This window comes from Shewanella livingstonensis (assembly GCF_003855395.1).
GTDB lineage: Bacteria > Pseudomonadota > Gammaproteobacteria > Enterobacterales > Shewanellaceae > Shewanella > Shewanella livingstonensis.
Window position 1 is genome coordinate 3,158,836 of the sequence record NZ_CP034015.1, and the last position, 18,712, is coordinate 3,177,547.

19 protein-coding genes and 1 riboswitch are annotated in these 18,712 nt (G+C 40.1%); of the genes, 1 reads left to right on the forward strand and 18 read right to left on the reverse strand.

The genetic code is table 11. The features are described from left to right. Window positions 1-11 precede the first annotated feature (11 nt). The 10 genes from EGC82_RS13635 to hinT all read right to left on the reverse strand — a co-directional run bounded on the left by EGC82_RS13635 (window position 12) and on the right by hinT (window position 8,006). Window positions 12-605 (reverse strand): HvfX family Cu-binding RiPP maturation protein, encoded by a 594-nt coding sequence (locus tag EGC82_RS13635; protein WP_124731247.1) that lies wholly within the window; start codon window positions 603-605, stop codon window positions 12-14. A gap of 92 nt (window positions 606-697) precedes the next feature. After that, complete coding sequence (locus EGC82_RS13640) at window positions 698-1,543, reverse strand: DUF6279 family lipoprotein (protein ID WP_124731248.1); 846 nt, start codon at window positions 1,541-1,543, stop codon at window positions 698-700. A gap of 50 nt (window positions 1,544-1,593) precedes the next feature. After that, window positions 1,594-2,595 carry a phosphotransferase gene (locus EGC82_RS13645; RefSeq protein WP_124731249.1) on the reverse strand — a complete coding sequence of 334 codons (1,002 nt, stop codon included), beginning with the start codon at window positions 2,593-2,595 and terminating at the stop codon, window positions 1,594-1,596. 36 nt (window positions 2,596-2,631) lie between these two features. Further along, on the reverse strand, window positions 2,632-3,387 hold the full coding sequence (pnuC, locus tag EGC82_RS13650) for a nicotinamide riboside transporter PnuC (protein WP_124731250.1): 756 nt from the start codon (window positions 3,385-3,387) through the stop codon (window positions 2,632-2,634). A 6-nt stretch (window positions 3,388-3,393) separates the two neighbouring features. Then, window positions 3,394-3,654 carry a hypothetical protein gene (locus EGC82_RS13655; RefSeq protein WP_124731251.1) on the reverse strand — a complete coding sequence of 87 codons (261 nt, stop codon included), beginning with the start codon at window positions 3,652-3,654 and terminating at the stop codon, window positions 3,394-3,396. A 51-nt stretch (window positions 3,655-3,705) separates the two neighbouring features. Beyond that, complete coding sequence (locus EGC82_RS13660) at window positions 3,706-5,907, reverse strand: TonB-dependent receptor (protein WP_124731252.1); 2,202 nt, start codon at window positions 5,905-5,907, stop codon at window positions 3,706-3,708. A gap of 57 nt (window positions 5,908-5,964) precedes the next feature. Beyond that, window positions 5,965-6,072, reverse strand: a riboswitch (TPP riboswitch). Window positions 6,073-6,223: 151 nt separating this feature from the next. Next, entirely contained in the window at window positions 6,224-6,616 is a 393-nt protein-coding gene (locus tag EGC82_RS13665) for a YcfL family putative periplasmic lipoprotein (RefSeq protein WP_124731253.1), read from the reverse strand. Between the two features lie 63 nt (window positions 6,617-6,679). Then, window positions 6,680-7,147 (reverse strand): PaaI family thioesterase, encoded by a 468-nt coding sequence (locus EGC82_RS13670; protein ID WP_124731254.1) that lies wholly within the window; start codon window positions 7,145-7,147, stop codon window positions 6,680-6,682. Next, the gene (locus EGC82_RS13675; protein ID WP_124731255.1) at window positions 7,144-7,653 is read right to left on the reverse strand and encodes a PaaI family thioesterase; all 510 of its coding nucleotides are present in this window, start codon (window positions 7,651-7,653) and stop codon (window positions 7,144-7,146) included. The genes EGC82_RS13670 and EGC82_RS13675 overlap by 4 nt, the downstream gene beginning before the upstream one ends. After that, window positions 7,653-8,006 (reverse strand): purine nucleoside phosphoramidase, encoded by a 354-nt coding sequence (gene hinT, locus EGC82_RS13680; protein WP_124731256.1) that lies wholly within the window; start codon window positions 8,004-8,006, stop codon window positions 7,653-7,655. Before hinT ends, EGC82_RS13675 begins: the two co-directional genes overlap by 1 nt. A 203-nt stretch (window positions 8,007-8,209) precedes the next feature. On the opposite strand from hinT, the gene EGC82_RS13685 reads away from it, so the two are divergent. Further along, window positions 8,210-9,967 carry a M61 family metallopeptidase gene (locus EGC82_RS13685; protein ID WP_124731257.1) on the forward strand — a complete coding sequence of 586 codons (1,758 nt, stop codon included), beginning with the start codon at window positions 8,210-8,212 and terminating at the stop codon, window positions 9,965-9,967. 146 nt (window positions 9,968-10,113) lie between these two features. On the opposite strand, the gene EGC82_RS13690 is transcribed toward EGC82_RS13685, so the two are convergent. The 8 genes from EGC82_RS13690 to EGC82_RS13725 form a co-directional block, all read right to left on the reverse strand. After that, complete coding sequence (locus EGC82_RS13690; protein ID WP_124731258.1) at window positions 10,114-10,965, reverse strand: CsgG/HfaB family protein; 852 nt, start codon at window positions 10,963-10,965, stop codon at window positions 10,114-10,116. A 2-nt stretch (window positions 10,966-10,967) separates the two neighbouring features. Continuing rightward, window positions 10,968-11,369 carry a curli assembly protein CsgF gene (locus EGC82_RS13695; RefSeq protein ID WP_124731259.1) on the reverse strand — a complete coding sequence of 134 codons (402 nt, stop codon included), beginning with the start codon at window positions 11,367-11,369 and terminating at the stop codon, window positions 10,968-10,970. A 12-nt stretch (window positions 11,370-11,381) separates the two neighbouring features. Next, a complete protein-coding gene (locus tag EGC82_RS13700) occupies window positions 11,382-11,960 on the reverse strand; it encodes a curli production assembly/transport protein CsgE (RefSeq protein ID WP_244212468.1) in 579 nt (192 codons plus the stop codon). Next, on the reverse strand, window positions 11,957-12,589 hold the full coding sequence (locus tag EGC82_RS13705) for a LuxR C-terminal-related transcriptional regulator (RefSeq protein WP_124731260.1): 633 nt from the start codon (window positions 12,587-12,589) through the stop codon (window positions 11,957-11,959). The genes EGC82_RS13700 and EGC82_RS13705 overlap by 4 nt, the downstream gene beginning before the upstream one ends. A gap of 137 nt (window positions 12,590-12,726) precedes the next feature. Then, window positions 12,727-14,385 (reverse strand): curlin, encoded by a 1,659-nt coding sequence (locus EGC82_RS13710; RefSeq protein ID WP_124731261.1) that lies wholly within the window; start codon window positions 14,383-14,385, stop codon window positions 12,727-12,729. Window positions 14,386-14,405: 20 nt separating this feature from the next. Then, on the reverse strand, window positions 14,406-14,942 hold the full coding sequence (locus tag EGC82_RS13715; RefSeq protein ID WP_124731262.1) for a curlin: 537 nt from the start codon (window positions 14,940-14,942) through the stop codon (window positions 14,406-14,408). A gap of 354 nt (window positions 14,943-15,296) precedes the next feature. Further along, a complete protein-coding gene (locus EGC82_RS13720; RefSeq protein ID WP_124731263.1) occupies window positions 15,297-17,084 on the reverse strand; it encodes a bifunctional protein-serine/threonine kinase/phosphatase in 1,788 nt (595 codons plus the stop codon). 155 nt (window positions 17,085-17,239) lie between these two features. Next, complete coding sequence (locus EGC82_RS13725; protein WP_124731264.1) at window positions 17,240-18,706, reverse strand: NarK family nitrate/nitrite MFS transporter; 1,467 nt, start codon at window positions 18,704-18,706, stop codon at window positions 17,240-17,242. Window positions 18,707-18,712: the final 6 nt, after the last annotated feature.

The following is an 18,712-nucleotide window of genomic DNA, read 5'->3' on the forward strand; positions in this document are numbered from 1 at the left end:
TGTAAACAAGGTTACTTTAACAACCAACGCCCTATAAAGTAATCAACACTGGTGTAACGACCTCCGCCTAAAGTAAACAGAGCAAAAAGCATGATTAGATAGGTAATAGCAAACTCAATACCATTATTAAGAATAACAAAATTACCTGAACTGGTAAGCCATTCATAATTACCATGTTGTTGTAAAATAGCTTTGGCCGCAGACAGCTTTTCTGCAGAAGCCAGCACGTTTTCATTAGCTAACCAAGAACTTGCATCGGCAATCGCTAACCATCCATTAGGTAAGTGCACAGCAAATGCAGCGACAATCATGGTCATCATCATAGGCAGTGCAACAATGCGGGTAGCAAGGCCTATTAACAGTAAAAAACCACCAAACAATTCTGTACCTGCTGCCATTGCTGTCATGACTTCAGGCATAGGTAAGCCTAATCCCCAATCTGGATTACCAAACCAAGCCGCGGTGTCTTCAAAATGTGATAGTTTGTTGTAACCGGCTTGCATTAGCACCGGTGCCAAGTAAATTCTTAACGCTAATGGAGCAAAACCTTGCATATGTTTAATCACATTTAAAAACTGTTGATATAACCCGCTAAGCATTTGCATAATCATCCCTACTGATATTGTTGTTATTGTAAAAGACCTGCTAAGGATAAAAAATATTTCAGTTGAGAAAACTTTTACTATAAAAGATTGATTTATTTATCTAAGTGAAGCTCAGTTAAATCATCCACTAACGCTGTGAGTTTTTTATCAAAATGCTTACGTTGTTTTTGACTAAACGTTTGATTCAACGTTATTAACATAGAACCAAATTTTCGAGTATTTTCGGTGACATTATCTCGATACATTTCAGATTTTAGCTCGTCCGGCGAGATCATTAATAATGTCATTTGTTGGGTAAAGTAATCTGTTTGCTGACGTCGTTTTAATGCTTGTTCAAATTGACGCAACCATTCATGACGATATTCTAACCACATATCTAACGTGGCTAAACGCTCTGTATTGGCTTGATGAATAATATTTTTTTGCGCGTCAGTAACAGTGCCTGTCCACTCTGATAATTGTTTTGCGATCCGTTTGTCTGAGTCAGTTATCAATTCAGCTTGCTCTTTGCCGGCATATTCTTCGATTAATTCTTGCTGTTCTTTTTTAAGCTGCAGCAAAATCTGATCAACTTGCTCATCGGTCAGGCTTGCCATAATAGGTAACAATTCAGGCATAACGAAGTTGAAAATACGATACCAATGCGCCTTTGCCATTGAGACTTGTTCAAGCCATAACTCTGGGGTCATGGTTTGTTGATTAGTTAATGTCGACAATAATGAGAGTTGATCACGGTAACGCGGTAATTCTTGCTGGCGATGCCAAACGAGAAAAGATTCAATAATAACATCAAATTTATCTTGCTGTTCTGAGGTTAACTCTACGTACTCTTCAACTTCCCACTCTATTGCCCAATCCAGAAAAAAATAGCTTACTTTAGTTGAGCAACCAACAAAAAATAGGCTACTTAACAGTAGGATAATTAATTTTTTAGACACAGATAATTCCTTTATCAAAACCTATCGTATTAGTACGTTATCACAGTATATTAGCAAGTGATTAATGTGAAGTATTTTGTAAAGTAATGTAAATACTGTGTTGATATTTTTGGTTCTTTAGCTGCCATTAGCAATGCCCACATCGCTGAAAATAACCAAAAACAATTAATCGCCGCGGGTAATGCCGCTTTAGCAGCTGCAACATCCGTTAAGTTTGAGGTTTGGCAATACTGCATAATAACGTTTTCAATTAATTGATTAACTTGGCTTATTGATAACTGATGGGTGGCTACCACACTGGCTAAATCGAATAATGGATGACTAGCTACTGCATATTCAAAATCAATACATAGCAGCTTTGGATGCGAGGAACGACCACTGAGCAATAAATTATCAGGGGTTAAATCGCGATGACAAAAAGCGGGTAGTAACGCACAGGCTTCTAACTGAGATAACCAATGTCGAACAAGTCCATTTAAGCGTAACAACTGTTGCCAAGCATGATGCCATTGCGGATCGGTTTGCGTCGAGTTGACTGAATCTAATTGCTGCGCATATTGTTGCCACTGCGCGCTCACTGTCATACTTTTATGAGGTACAGGTAATGTACTGAGTGTACGAAATACTTCGCTTAATAAACGAACCACATCAAGGTCCGAAATAGAATTTTTTGTAGCTTGCTCAATAGAGGCATGGCTGTGCATTGTCGAAAATATCGACCAGTCGATGCCTGGTTGATCAATAAACTCACTTAAATAGACTTGTTTATTATCACTAACCCAAATCAATTCGGGGGCAATGTTAGCCACTATAGCAGCTTGCCAACATTCAACTTCAAGCGCCCTATCACACCAATTGCTGTGGGGTTGGTTGACTCTTAATACCTTATCGCCATCATCACAAGATAACTTAATATTAACATTGCTGATCCCAGTGTTAAAAATCGACACTGCACTACATTGTAAAACAAGCTGCTGAAACAATACCGCTGGCATTGTTTGCTTGATAATATTGAGTACATCTGTGGGTAGAGATAACAACGGTTGTGGCATCAAATATTCACTCTATTGAAATAGTATTGTGATTGGCTATACACCAACCACTTCTTGGGCAATGTTGTCTTGTTGTACTATATTATGACGATATTTTTTACGCCACATCATGTAGCCACCAATAGCCATCGCAACATATAAAACAAACAGACCAGAGGTTAGCATTAATCCTTTTTGGAAATACAAGTAAATAGACACAAAATCAATAACTACCCAATAAAGCCAGTTCTCCAATACTTTTTTCGCCACTAGATAGGTAGTCACAACAGCAAAACAAGTGGTTGCTGCGTCGATATAGGGAAATGCTGCCGACGTATAATTAGCCATTAAATATCCCACCAGCAAAGACACGACTGACGTTACGCTAATAACAAAAGCGTGGGTAATCCACGACCAACTCGTAATGTTAAGTTGATGGGTTGCTATGTTGTGCTGAGCACTATTATACAGTTCATTTTTATGCAAACCATTTTTATGCAAGCTACTGTTATCAATATCAGCGCTTTGCTGCTCTTGATGTTGCGAGGATGGCACATGTAACCACAACCAGTAACCATATACCGCCATGCCCATATAATAGATATTGAGTACTGATTCCATCAACAGCGATACATTCCAAAATAACACCGTATAAATGGCAGTACTAATAAATGCCGCAGACCAACACCAAATATTGGTCTTCATCGCCAGAATGAGATAAGCCAGCGCCAACATAACGGCAATGGCTTCCCAGAACGTCATTAATGACGCTTCGCTAAAGGCTTGTTGCAATGTTAACAATAGATCGTTCATTGCAGGTTATTCGCTATGAGCTAAATTGAGCTCACCACCAATAAACTTACATACGAAAACGGCTTTGCCCCATTTTTGATGGGCTGCTTGCATTTCAGTGGCCAGCATCAACATAACATCGGTATACTCGCCACACACTTGGGTGGCCATAGCATTAGTGACGCGTTCAATATTGTCATAACTATCTACTCTGCCGATGAACCACTGGATGGGATCAAGATAGTTTTCATTAAACGGATACATGCTAATTTCTGCAGTTAATTTCATTTTAATTCCTTCATAAAAACGCTGCAACTTACGTTACAGCGGTCTGGGTAATTACATAAATTGGACTTCTAACGTCACACCTAACTGGCGTGGGTCACCATAACGGATGTATTGCTTGTCTGCCCAATCTTGGTCTGGCTCATTGCCAAAGTAAAAGCCACGCACGCCGTATTGTTCATCAAAAATATTACGGCCCCATAAATAAGCTGACCAGGTTGGTGTTTCGTAACCTAAACGGGCATTATAAATGGTGTAGGCTTGTGATTTTGACTCGTTACTATCTGAATAATAAAACTGACTTTTACCACTGGCATTCACGTTAGCAAACCACCCAGAATCAGCAACATAGGTCATACCAGCACTGTAAGTAACATTGGGGGAATGCGCCAGTTCACGTCCAGATAAATCAATGGTAGAACCGTATTTGTCATTGTATTGATATTGACCATATTCAGTTTCTAACCAACCAAAACTACCATAAAATTCAATATTTTCGGTCAAATACCATTTCGCATCGAGTTCAGCACCGTAGTTATTCGAGCTACCCGCATTTTCAGTAAAGAGAATAAACCGCTGTGGACTATCGGGATCTTGTAATGATGCTGCCACTTGCTGATCTTGACGATCCATATAAAACAGCGCCAATGTTGAATCTACTTGACCATCAAACCAGCTTGATTTTAAGCCCATTTCATAGTTATATAAAATCTCGGTATCAAACTCTTTTTTGTTAGATAACTCCGCAGGAAGTGTCATATTAAACCCGCCCGCCTTGTAACCTCTGGCAATACGAGCATAGATATTTTGATTATCATTAATCGCTTTTGATAACGCAATATGGCCACCCCACATGTCTTCTGACGGTGCAAAATCATCTTTATTACTATCACTGTAATCGCTATCGCGACGTTCAAGTCGTAGTCCTGTAGACAATAAATAATCATCGCCTAAATGGCTGTCTAACTGCCCAAATACCGCATAATTGGTGGCATCGTAATTTGACTGCAGCACTTCATCGGGATAAGTGTTGTACTCTGAATACAAGTCATTATCTTCTTGTAAATTCATCGCATATACACCCACTAACCAGTCAGTGCTGCCCGCAAAAATACGCCCTGCTGTTTTTGATGATAGACGAAATTCTTGGGTTAAGGTTTTACGATCGCCCTCTTTGTCCCAAGTATAATCGTAAACACAAGGTTCGGTGCCATTAACGGCACCGGTGGCATCATAAGCTGTGCATTGTTTACTTGCCCAATACTGTGGATTAGCCCAATCACCATCATAGCCATTATGATGATCAGTTTGTGCAAATGAGGTAAGCGAGGTGAAATCAAATGCTGGCATACCAGAATAAATAAACTTAATTCCAGCACCGGAGGTTTTTTGTGTATCTACACCTGGTTGATCAGTTAACGTATTACTGCGATTGTTGTCTAATGTCCACACATCGTAGCCATTATCAAAGTTTGCATGCAATAAGGTTAAATCGACTTGCAGATCGTCCGTTGCATACCAACGTAATTTCGCTCGTGCGGTCAACTCGTCACGCTCATTAGTATCGTCGCGATTAAGATAAAGGTTATCACGGTAACCGTTTTGGTTATGCTGTTCTAACGATATGCGATAGAGTAATTTGCCTGAGTCGTTGAGCGGACCAGAGCTGAAGCCAGAAAGAGTTCGAAGATTGTCGTCACCTAAGCTGACTTTGGCGCCATGCTCAAATGATTCTGTAGGGTCGTTACTTTTTAAGTATATTAATCCGGCTAATGCATTGGCACCATATTGCGTTCCTTGCGGGCCACGCAATACTTCAACTTGTTGCATGTCATACATGCTCGACACCATACCTAGGCCAGACAAGTCGATATCATCAACCACAAAACCAACCGATGAGTTAGGTGCTCCTTGATATTGCTCTTGCTCACCAACGCCGCGAATTTGAAAGTATTTAGGACGAGAGCTACCACCAGACCAGTTAAAATTAGCAATCGAATTAAGCACATCTTCAAAATGTTGTGCGCCTTCATCTTCTAATTGTTGTGCATCAATAACGGTCACACTAGACGGCATTTTATCAAGGCTGATATTACTAAAATCAGCATTAACAACAATGACTTCCATTTTTTCATATTCAGGTGTTACGCGTTCAACATCAGCGGTTTTAGCCATAGCAACAGGTGAGCTTAAGGCTGCAATAACCGCTAAGGCAATAGGCGTTTGGTGTAATCTAATAGAGTTTTTCGTGAACATAGGACCTCAAATAATGATTTTGAGATCCGGCAAGAGTAGCGAATAAGAGGTGCACCTAAAAATAGTGTGGCCCATTCCTACGCCGGTATAAGCCGGATCAGGTTCTAAGGGTTCGTCGTACAGACATCTCAGTTCAGGTTTTACTGAACACCCCTTGGCGGCCACGATTATAAACTAACTTCAACATGAATACACGAGCAGTGACACAATTTGATAACTCAACAATGCAATTAATTAACCATCATGCTAAATCACATCTGTATTCATATTGCGATTAATCATAATCAATTACTCTTGAAATTAATAATAGTACAACCTAATTTGAAAAGGCTTGTCGCACATAAACTTCAAATCGTGTTGCTTGCGGATTAGGAGCTACTGCACCAACTTGCAACTGTTGCTTGCCATGTAACTTAACAGACTTCCAGCTGCTTGCTTCATCTTCTAGCGTAAATCCGCTAGCATCGAACCAAGTGAATTTATATTGAATGCGTAAATCAGTACGTGATTGGCTTTGAATTAATGCCGAGGCTTTAATTAAATCAGCGACCATAAGTGATGAAATATCGGTCACGTTAACATCGCTAGCAAACGAGCTATTATCCACCCTAACCTGGCCACTAGAATCGACCGCAATACCTGCGGTATTGTGCGCACAAGCCGTCAGTAATAGTGCCGAAGCGACAATCCATAATGATGTTGTTTTCATACAATATTCCCTTAATAAACTGATTAAATTGAAGCTGTGGGCCAATGAAGCACCGTGTCATTACTAATCCAGTAAAAAGTGTGCTCGTGCTGTAGCAATAAGCTGCTTACGATTGGTTTGCCAACAGTTCATGCTCACGTTTGCCACGCGACGACCTTGGCGTGTAATTTTGCATTCAGCAAAAGTATCTTGATGCAAACCAGCGCGTAAATAATCAATTGAGAAATCGACAATTTTAGGCACTTTTTTAGCTTGCATAAACACCATTAACTGCACAATGGCTGACATTTCCATAAATCCAGCAAGTACTCCGCCGTGGATGGCGGGTAATATAGGATTACCAATATTGTCATCTTTAGCAGGTAGTCTGAATACCATCTCGTCGCCAAAACGGGCCACCGACATACCAATAAATTGTGAGTATGGTACTTTTTCAAGCAGATAACTATAGTCATTAAGCTCAATGGCTCGTTTGACCACATCTTGAACATCTAAACCCGTTTGGGTATTCGTATTGGTTAGCTCATTCATGCTATCGCCCCCGGTAAATTACCCATTAACGCTTGACGAAACTCTTCACCAACCATTTCAGGACTAATGCGCATAAACGATCCCACAGCGTGAGCAATCGGCTCATCAATGCTGTCTTGGTAAGCTATTGCACGGGTAAAAGCCACGTTTGACGATAAACGGTAACATTCTGCAAAGGCATAAACCGATTTATGAGGCTCTGCAGGTTTCATGTAATCAACTCGTAAATCTAAGGTTGGCGACAACTCTAATGATTGATATTTTTTTAGAATTGCACACACCACAGCAGTGCCACAAGCAGTATCGATTAAAGTGGTAATTACCCCACCGTGGATAACCCCAGTGTCTGGATAACCAATAATGTCTTGGCTGTAAGGCAGTTCAATGAGCACATGATGCTCGCTGGCCTCTTGAACAGTAAGCCCTAAACGACGGCATTGGGCTAACTGATTAACAAATCGAGAGGCGACTTCGGTTAACGGGAAAAAATCACTGTTAATTTTCATTATCCATGACTCAACATTGGGCCTAATGGCTTGCCACCCAAAAGGTGCATATGGATATGGTACACCTCTTGGCCACCATGCTTGTTGCAGTTCATAATCAATCGATAACCATCTTGTGCAATACCGGCTTCATCAGCCAGTTTTGCTGCTACGGTCATCATCCGCCCTAATGCTTTTTCATCAGACGCTTTAACATCATTAGCCGTCGCGATTAAGTGATTCGGAATAATAAGAATATGGGTAGGAGCTTGCGGTGCAATATCCCTAAATGCAGTGACTAACTCATCTTGATATAAAATATCCGCAGGAATTTCACGACGAATAATTTTGCTAAATATGGTTTCTTCAGCCATTTGGGTACCCTCATTAGATAACTGCATTGTTGCTATTGATAATACTATCAAGTCTTTGATCTATCACTCCAGTAAAAACGCTCATTATAGGTAATCTTTTACTCAAAATGGGATTCGTTTGCTTAAGTGAGTCAATTTTGGCAGCATTGGTCATTATAGCTCAATCGTTTTGATTGCGACTTGCCACTCATTCGGAATTCTTTATGCATTATCATATTCATGCGGTCGACCCAAAAGCTCATTTGTTTGAAGTTACCTTTACGCTAAAAAACGCCAATCCATCTCAGATTTTCTCATTACCAGCATGGTTACCTGGCAGTTACATGATCCGCGATTTTGCTAAAAACATCATTGAAATTGATGCCAAAGAAAATCAACAATCGCTTTCTGTTATTCAATTAGATAAGCAAACGTGGCAATTGAATAACCAAGGTAGTCACATTAGTTTGTGCTACCAAATTTATGCATGGGATTTGTCTGTTCGCACTGCACACCTTGACACTAACCATGGCTTTTTTAATGGTAGCAGTGTGTTTTTAGCCGCTAAAGGACTTGAATCGCAATCGCACCAAGTCACAATAGCAAAACCTGCACTTGCAGAATTAGCCCATTGGACCTTAGCCACCAGCATGACCCGAACTACCGGCGAGCAATTCGGCTTTGGTGATTTTAATGCTGACAACTACGATGATTTAATTGATCATCCCGTTGAAATGGGTGAGCTAACTATAGAAACATTCTATGCAGGCAACGTACCTCACGATATTGTACTCAGTGGCAAACACCGAGCCAATATGGCCCGCTTATCCAAAGATCTTAAAGCAATATGCGAATACCAAATTAATTTATTTAACACACCTGCACCGTTTAAGCGTTATGTGTTTATGACCACAGTACTTGACAATGGTTTTGGTGGCTTAGAGCATAAAGCATCAACGGCGTTAATGTGTTCACGCAATGATTTACCGCATTCATTAGATACCTCTGTAGACAAAGGTTACCGTACTTATTTGTCACTTTGCAGCCATGAATACTTTCACTCATGGAATGTAAAACGGATTAAGCCGGCTGAATTTACCCCATTTGATTTATCACAAGAGTCTTACACTGAGCAATTATGGGCTTATGAGGGCATTACATCTTACTACGATGATTTAATTACCTTTAAATCTCAATGCATTGATCAAGCGGGTTATCTAACCTTACTTAGCCAAATCATGACCCGAGTATACCGAGGTCAAGGTCGCTTTAAACAAACGTTAACGCAATCAAGCTTTAACGCGTGGACCAAGTTTTATAAACAAGATGAAAATGCCGCTAATGCCATTGTCAGTTATTACACTAAAGGGGCTCTTTTTGCGTTGTTTTTAGATTTAACCCTACGAATTGAAACCCAGGGGCGAAATAGTTTAGATGATGTGATGCGTCAACTTTGGCAACAATACGGCTTAACGAGTATCGGTACCGATGCTCTCAGCCATCAACGAATTGTTGAAACTATCCTAAAGCGCCCATGTAATGATGTATTTGCGTATCTGCATAACTGTGATGATATTCCACTTGAAGCCTTACTGGCTCAAGTTGGGGTGTCTATGACACTTCGTGCCAGCGAAGGTAATACAGATTTAGGTGGCGGTGATACTAAAGGCTTTAACATTGGCTTTGGTGCTAAAACAAAAGCGGAGTCATTAGGCTTAAAAATATTAAGCGTCATCCAACACAGTCCGGCCCATCAAGCAGGTTTGAGCGCAGGTGATTTATTAATTGCAGCAGATAATTTACTAGTTACCGCACAATTTGAGCAGCAATTACAGAGTTTGCCAATAGGTGAACAAATCAGTTTACATTGGTTTAGACGAGATGAATTGATGCGAGGAACATTAACAATTAGAGAAGCGGCTTTAGACACAATATCGCTTAGTATTAACGATGTGACTAAAACATCTTTGTGGCTTGGTTAGAAATACATGATTAGTTAGCTGTAAAAGTAAGCGAGGGTGTAAGCGGATACATCATCTTAATTCGGTTCAAATATTGGAACTAAAAAGGATATCAATTTGATATCCTTTTTATCGACAGTCCAGTCACTATAACGGTATTAATATGATTAGCTTTGTTTAATGCGTTCTAACACTTGTTTTTCAGTATGCGCTTCTAACCAGTATTTTTGTAACGTTGGATTTTTTACACCTGATACAGGATCCAGTAAATTCCACGCTCGCTTCCAGATACCATCAGCAATCATATGCACGACTGCACTTTCTATCGCAGCTGCAATGCACAAGCTCACCGGTTCGTTTGAGGTATAACCCGCTTCTGATTCTAATAACTCCTGCGCATCAATAAATTTAAATACACCCGCGGTAATTTCTTTTGAAATAACGGATTTAGTGGTTGTTACACTACTCAACAATCGTCCTGTACGGATATCAACCGCACGTAAATTGACAGTAACACTATCGACACGATATTGACCCGATACACCAATCCCTAGGTACCTAGCACCTGCACCACCAGTTTTAATATTAGTGTCGTAAGCAACAATACCACCTTCCATTAAGATTTGGGCACTATTTAATTGTGGGAGTTTGCTTGCATCACCATTCAGCCCTGCACGAACAATCTTGCGTTCTGTCAGTAAATTCTGTAATCCTTCGCGCTCAACAGGAACAAACCAGGCAGAATCGTTTAGTGCCTGTGCTAAAAAAGCCGTTCCAGACTGAGGTACTGCGGTTGAAAAGTTACTCGAGGGTATTGGCTTGTATTGACCCGTTTGATCACGAAAATCATAAACTGCAGCCACCATACTTCCTTGAGGTGAAGGCAAACTGACTAAATCATAATAAGTATCGCCCTTTGGCATTAAACTCGTTGTAGCTTCAATGCCATCTAATTCAGTTTGAATAGATGAACAGGCAGTCAGAGATAGCACAAATAAGCTAAGCAGTCGTCTTTTCATGATTAGCCCCCTGTCGATGTGCCGACAATACCACCAACTTCAATAATGGTCGTTTCGCCGGTTAATAAATCAGTGATGTGAACCAGTAAAGATCCATCCTCATTAACTACATTTATCTCAAAATCATCAGTTTTTAAATATCCCTCGCCACCGTTTGCGGCATCATTAAACAGCTGACTCATTAAGCGTGACTGTAATGAACTAGCAAGCCTATCCAATGCCGTCGGAGGCGTGTAAGAAGAACCTCCTTGGTGTTCATTTTGCGCCGATGCATTAGCTAATAAATAACTACCGTTAAGATAACTGCCTCCAAATGCTGGATTAACCGGGGAGTAAACTAATTCCGTCGCTGCAATTGATAAACTAAATAGTGCTATCGGTAAAATTAATAATAATTTTTTCATATAATTTTCCTGCTAAAACTCATCAGGAGCAAGATCGGGATCTGAAAGCGCAGCCCACCTTGCCTGTTGTTGATATTGCAACAGGGAAGCGTTGACACGTTTTGCTGCCATGTTTGCTTGTGCATCAATATTTCGCGATGCTGGAGATAAAAATGTCACAAAAATCGGCTTACGATTATGTAACACTAATATTTTACTACCATTTCTTGCTGTGGCTTGTTCAACAACAGTAAGCCCTGAGTGGTTGCTCATACCATTGATATCACGATAAGCACTGACAAATTCGCGATAAAAACGATGGCCAAATCTTGTCATTGCTCGATTTAAAATTAATCCATCAATTAAATCAGCTTCACGCTTTGGTTTTGCATCATTGACACTCACAATCGGCTCATTTGAAGATAATGAGCTCTCTTGAGCTTTTGAGGCTGTTGATTCAGGAATGACTTCGTCAGTGGTGGAGGCAATTTTAGCTTTAGTAAATTCTGCAACATTAACATCTGCATCTTTACGATCATCAGCGACAGTATCTCTCATAAAGGCAGCCTGACTAGCAATTAAGCAAATCAGCATCACTAACGGATATTTCACACCCTTACCTCATGCATGTGAGTTTGTGCCCAAGCAATTGCTTGACCTCGACTAGAAACCCCAATTTTACGGAATGCACGATATAGATGGGTTTTAATAGTAGATTCGCTGACAAAAAGTTGATTCGCAATATCGAGATTAGTACTACCAGACAACAGCGTTTGTAGTACCTCGCGTTCACGAATAGTCAGTTGTTCACTGTCATCATTATGATTAATATTCATTAATAATTGATAGAGATCTTGAGGTATTACGCTGCGGCCTTTGAGTATTTCATTTAAACCACTACTAACATCAGCTAAACTCGCATTTGTATAAAAAACACCTGTTGTAGTTGACGGATGAATTAAAAATTTAGCGTCGACTTGTTTGGGGAAATTTAAAAATACAGTTCTAACACCGCTGTATTCACGCTCAATAACACGTTGTAGTTGATAAGCTTGTTGAAGATCGATGGTTGCTAAATCGAAGATAACAACCGAGTTGGTTTGAGTGGAAAGTAACTTAGACATATTACCAGGCTGAGCCTTGGTTAATTTAACCAAAAACTCTTGTGGCCAACGTGAATCCAATAAATCAATGAACAGCTGTGAACGTGATACGATCATCCAATTTTCGACTTTAAACATTCCTGACACTCCATGTGGTATGAATAAATTGCGGTATTGATACTAAGTCCGTATCAATGTTAATAAGTTTAACAAGTGGATAACCGTATAACAATTAGTCAAAAGGGTGCTTGCGCACCCTTTGTTATACTTTTGTACTACATGCCTTGAACAACAGTTACGGAATTACCATAGCCGATAGAAGTCACATTAGCTGTATTACTCGCATCGGTTTGAGTAATTGATACCATGTTGCTACCTGCACCATTAACAAATACATCTGCATTGTTTAATGTACCTGTTTGAGAAATCATAATATCATTGTCACTACCTAACCAAGATTCTGCAATGGCTGTGTTTTCAGTACCATTTTGGTCAATGTCAACTGTTGATGAAAAGTCAGATGAATCTGCATAAGCGTTGTTGTTATCACCAATTTGATCAATGGTAATTACGTTTTCTGCCCCAAATGTTCCAGCACCAACATTTGCACCATAATAATTTGATGCACCCGATAAATTACCGACATAATTACCATTACCTGCTTGATTAATCGTCACAGTACTATCACCACCTTGTTCTGTTGACGCTCCAGCATAGTTATCATTACCCGTTTGATAAACAAATACATCGTTATCATGGCTATTAAAATCTTGCTCAACAGCTGCAATGTTTGAACTACCGGTTTGTACAACCGAAGCAGAATCACCATTACCGTCTTGCATTACAGTCGCCAAATTGCCCATTCCGGCAGCAGAACCACTTTGAGTAACAGTAGAATTATTACCCACACTAGTTTGGTCAACATTAGCTATGTTGTCGAAATCAGATTGAGTAACCAATGACACATTGCTTGTGCCATTTTGGTTTACAGTAGCCTCGTTCGAAACTCCACCTTGCATGATTGTCGCACTATTGAAAGTATTACCACTTTGCATAACAGTTGCCATACCGTCTTGGCCACTTTGATCTACATAGGCTGTATCGCTACCGCCCATTTGATCAACATCAGCCATGTTATCATCGCCAGTTTGAAGTACATCAGCTTGGTTAAAGCTACCTTGCTGGTTTACATCGGCATCACTAGATGCACCTGACTGGTATATATCACCACGGTTTCCATCACCAACTTGGGTTAATGTAGCAACGGTATCATCAGCGCCTGCGCTATAACCATAGTTTTGGGTATTCTGTTCGATATCACCATCGTTACCCGCACCGGTTTGAATCATCGTTGCTGAAGCTGCATCTGATGACTCTTGATTAATATATGCGTTATTAGCACCACCCATATTTTGAGTAATGGTTGCATCAGCAAAATCTGACCAATGATTACGAATAGTTGCTGTATCACCATCACCATTTTGATTAATAGTAGAATTAGCTGCATCACCATTATCTTGCAAAATATCAGCTACGTTTAAACTACCATTTTGCATTACTACAGCAGCAGCATTAGCACCATTATTAAACTGTTGTTCAATCGTCGCTTGGTTTTCATCACCGGTAGAATTAATTGTAGCAGTAGCAGATTCAGTTGCATCGTGCTGTAAAATAGTACCTTTATTATCATCACCAAGTTGTGTAATAAATGCTTTCGTTAATGAAGTATCAGATTGAATAACAGTAGCTTCATTTCTGTCACCCGTTTGGCCAACAGTTGCTTCATTTTGCATACTTGCTACTTGCTGAGTCACAACAACAATATTTTCATCACCGCTTTGATTGACATTTGTAATATTTTCATCACTTGCATGAGCTCCAGCTGAAGCCAACAACGCTGCTGAGACTAATAACGCTAATTTAGAATGTTTCATCTTCGTATTTCCCTTTACTCTTAGTTAGATAAGTTTCCCTGGGTCACCACAACATGTTGTGATACTCCCCATTGGGTTACACCTACAGCATTTCCGGAGCCGTACTGCTGGATCCAAATCGCATTTTCACTACCGGTTTGGTTAACAACCGCTATATTGTTCGTTCCTATTTGACCAACATCAACCATTAAACTTGAGCCAAGCTGGTTAAGTAATACGACATTATTAAAACCAGATTGAAGAATATTGGCTTCAATATCATTTCCTGACTGGTTAGCAATTGCATAATTATTTGTACCTTGCTGTGTCGCGAGAATTTGATTATTAAAGCCTGATTGAGTTGAAATAAACTGATTATTACTATCAAATTGATTTAGATTAACGAATAGATCGTCGCCAACTTGATTAACATTGGCTTGATTACCTATGCTTGCTAACTCATCAACATCACTTATATCCTGGCTAAGGCAAGAAAATGAAGATATGCACATAACAAAAGATAAAATCCCTGCTTTTGCCGTTAAGCGATAATTATTTTTACGCTTTTTCAAGGTCATGCTCCTGCCCCTTGTGTGATGAAAATAGCAATCTAAAAATATATTCAGTTAGTTATCAATCATCACTGTGCCATTGATAGTGTCAATATTATGGCGTCTTATAATTAAACGTGAATCAGCCCACAGTATTAAACCGGAATAGACCTTAAGACTAAATGATTTCCCCCCCCCCTACCTTTTTACTACGAGTTGAAATATATAATATAAATAACAACAACTTAAAGCGCTTATGCAGGCGCTAGTTTTGATTATTCTAAATGAGGGGGAGTCTTTGTGAGAATTGAAAATAGAAATATTACCAATCGATAATTGTTATTAATCCATGTAATAATTAAATTTTATTTTTCCATATGGTTAATTAAATAAACACACAACTAAGCATAAAAACAATCCGATTGAAATCACTTGCCAAAAACGGACAGGGTTGCGGTTAATTAACGGCACAAAATACTTGGCATGACGACGATGACTTGCAGTGGTTAATTGATGAACAAGCTCACAAGTATCCGCCTGACGTAAATTAGGCTCAACATTAAGTGCTTTTTTTAAGGCTATATCGATCCACTCAGGCACCATGGGGTTTAACTGGTGCACGCTAACATAGTCTAAACGTAAGAAGTCTTGTCGATTACGACACTTTTCTAATTTTCCTTTAAAAGGTAACTGCCCGGCCAACATTTCGAAGGCGATCACTGCAAGTGAAAATAAATCAGCGCGACCATCGGCTTGATAGCCAAGTACCACTTCTGGAGCCGTATAATCTGCCGTGCCCAAAATAGTGTCTCGGGTTAACGGGCTGCTAATTTCAGCAATACCTTTAATATAACAAGAACCAAAATCAATAATTTTGACCACCCCATCGCGAGTAATAAAAATATTGTCGGGCTTTAAATCTTGATGCAGGGTTTCACGCCGATGAAATGCTCTAATCCCTAATTCGATTTGTTTGAGCAGTAATAACACCTCTTCTACCGGGGCTTTTTTATGCTGAGTTAACCACTCTGCTAAGCTTGTTCCTGATAAGAATTCGGTTAAATAGTACAAAGCAGATTTGGTTTTATGTTGCTCGACCACCTTGACCACATGGGCACTACTAATCCGTTGCCCCGTCCAGCTTTCTAACATGAACCGCTCTATATAGGCGGCATCGTCTATGTAATTAACCGAGGGGGTTTTCATGCAAAAAACTTGATCTTGTTGATTAACGACCCGATAGACTTGGCTACGCTGTGATTGATGAATGATGTGGGTTACCTGATAACCATCAAGTTTCATACCAACGCTTAAGGGGGGTGGAAATGGTCGCTGCGACAAACTATGGTACACCTCGTCAATGGCTTGTTTGGGTAATTGACTGACATATAATAGTTGTGCGCTTAGATTGTCTTTACTGCCTAAATCAAAAGCTGTTCTAATTAATGTTTGGCAAAAATGTTCACATGTATCATCCGTTAATTGTTGGTGTTGTTGACTAAAAGTAGTTAATTTTTTATGTATCTCGAACTCGGTTAATAGATCATGAACCCCATCGGTAGTGAGTAAATACAAATCACCAACGTCGACCGACAAGGTTTTGTAATCAACATCTAATTTAACGTCCATACCCAATGCTCGGGTAAGGTATTGGCTTGATGAGTTAATACTGGTGCTATGATCATGGCTTAATTGCAGTAACTCACCATCACGAAAACGATAAATCCGTGAATCACCCACATGCAGCATATGCACCGAACAAGACTTAAACACCAGCGCACTAAAGGTACACACAAAGCCGCGTCTGGCATCCCGATAATCTTGCCCGAGTCCATACAACCAACGATTTAATGCAGTTAATACTTTAGTACTGGATGTTTGTACGCTCCAGGTCTCTGGTGTGGAATAATAATCGGCTAAAAAATTACTCACACTAATGGCTGAGGCACGCGCCCCGCCCTCAGCAGTACTAACGCCATCACTGATTACACTGACAGCCCCTTTCGATATAAGCGATACCCCAGCAGGAATGCGAATACCAATCGCATCTTCATTTTGCGATTTCCGCCCTTTGTCGGAAGCTTGGCCAACAACAAGCTGCAAGGTTGCTGTAAACAAAAGTCTATCATTAGTACTATCCAGTGTTTGTGGTAACGACTCGGTCTTCATAACAGCTCTCGTTTTTAATTAAACCGTTCAGTTCACTCAAACTGCATAGACAATTTGAATTTTGATGGTGATATCTTGAACTTACTTAATGTGTAAGTCTTTTGATTACAGCCTGATTGAGTACTTATCTATTCAAGTTAAGCATAAGCTGAGCACTAGCTGACACTGATTAATGTCACTTCACCATTTTCGTTTACTTCTGCAATATGACCTTTAGGTTCTTTCATAAAAAATAATGTTACAAAGCCAAATACGGCGCTCACGGCAATCACATAGAAAAACACTTGAGTTGATACGATAGAGTAAACTGTCAAGAAAAATACCGCGCCAACATTACCATAAGCCCCTGTCATACCGGCTATTTGGCCCGTTAAACGGCGTTTGATGAGAGGTACAGCGGCAAATACGGCACCTTCACCGCCTTGAACAAAAAACGAACAAGCCATGACAACGACTACCGCTAAGGTTAATGACCAAGACGAATCAATTTGCGCGACTGATAAATAACCGACAGCCAAACCAGCAGTGAGGATAAGCAAGGTCGTTTTACGACCAAACTTATCACTTAACCAGCCACCGCCAGGACGAGACATTAGGTTCATAAAGGCATAACTTGAGGCCAACATACCGGCTTGTGCCATGCCCAGTTCAAACGTTTCGGCAAAAAATAGCGGCAACATGGATACCACAGCAAGCTCAGAGCCAAAGGTAGTGAAATACAATATGTTCAACACAGCCACTTGCTTAAACTCGTAACGTTCAAATTCTGGGACGTCAATCGAAAACAAATGTTTGTTCACTTGGTAGGTTTGATAATAATCAAACAAAAATACCACGACTAAGCCAAGGTAAATCAAGTAAGTGACATCTTGAGTAAACATACTCACACCAGCAGGAGACAACTTCCAACCCAGCAAGGCTAACGTCGCATACATAGGCACTTTCATAATGATCAGTAGTACAAAATCACTTTTACTGGTGACTTCTAAACCGCCACCTTTTTTCGGCTTAAAGTAGGTTGAACCTTTTGGCGTATCCGTCACATTAAAGTAATACACAAACGCAAACAACAAGCTCATTAAACCGGTAATGCCAATGGCATAACGCCAGCCATCAGGGCCACCAAAAGCAAGGGCAATAGCCGGTAAACTAAAGGCTGCGGCAGCAGAACCAAAGTTACCCCAACCGCCATAAATACCTTCTGCAGTGCCTAGCTCTTTAGCCGGAAACCACTCACTCACCATACGAATACCCACCACAAAACCGGCGCCAATAAAACCAATCAGAAAACGCGCCAAGGCTAATTGCTCAAAGGTGTCGGCCACTGCGAACATAAAACAGGGTATAGAACAAATTCCCATCAATGCTGAATAAGTGATCCTTGGACCATATTTATCAGTAACCATGCCGATAATAATCCGTGCGGGAATGGTTAATGCCACATTGAGGATCAACAAGGTTTTAATTTGCGATTTAGTTAGTCCTAAACTGTCTGCAATCACGCTGACTAACGGAGCAGCGTTAAACCACACTACAAAGGTGATAAAAAAGGCCATCCAGCTCAAATGCATTATTTTCATTTTGCCGCGAAACGAAAACAGATTAAATTTTTCAGCACTCATGTTGCC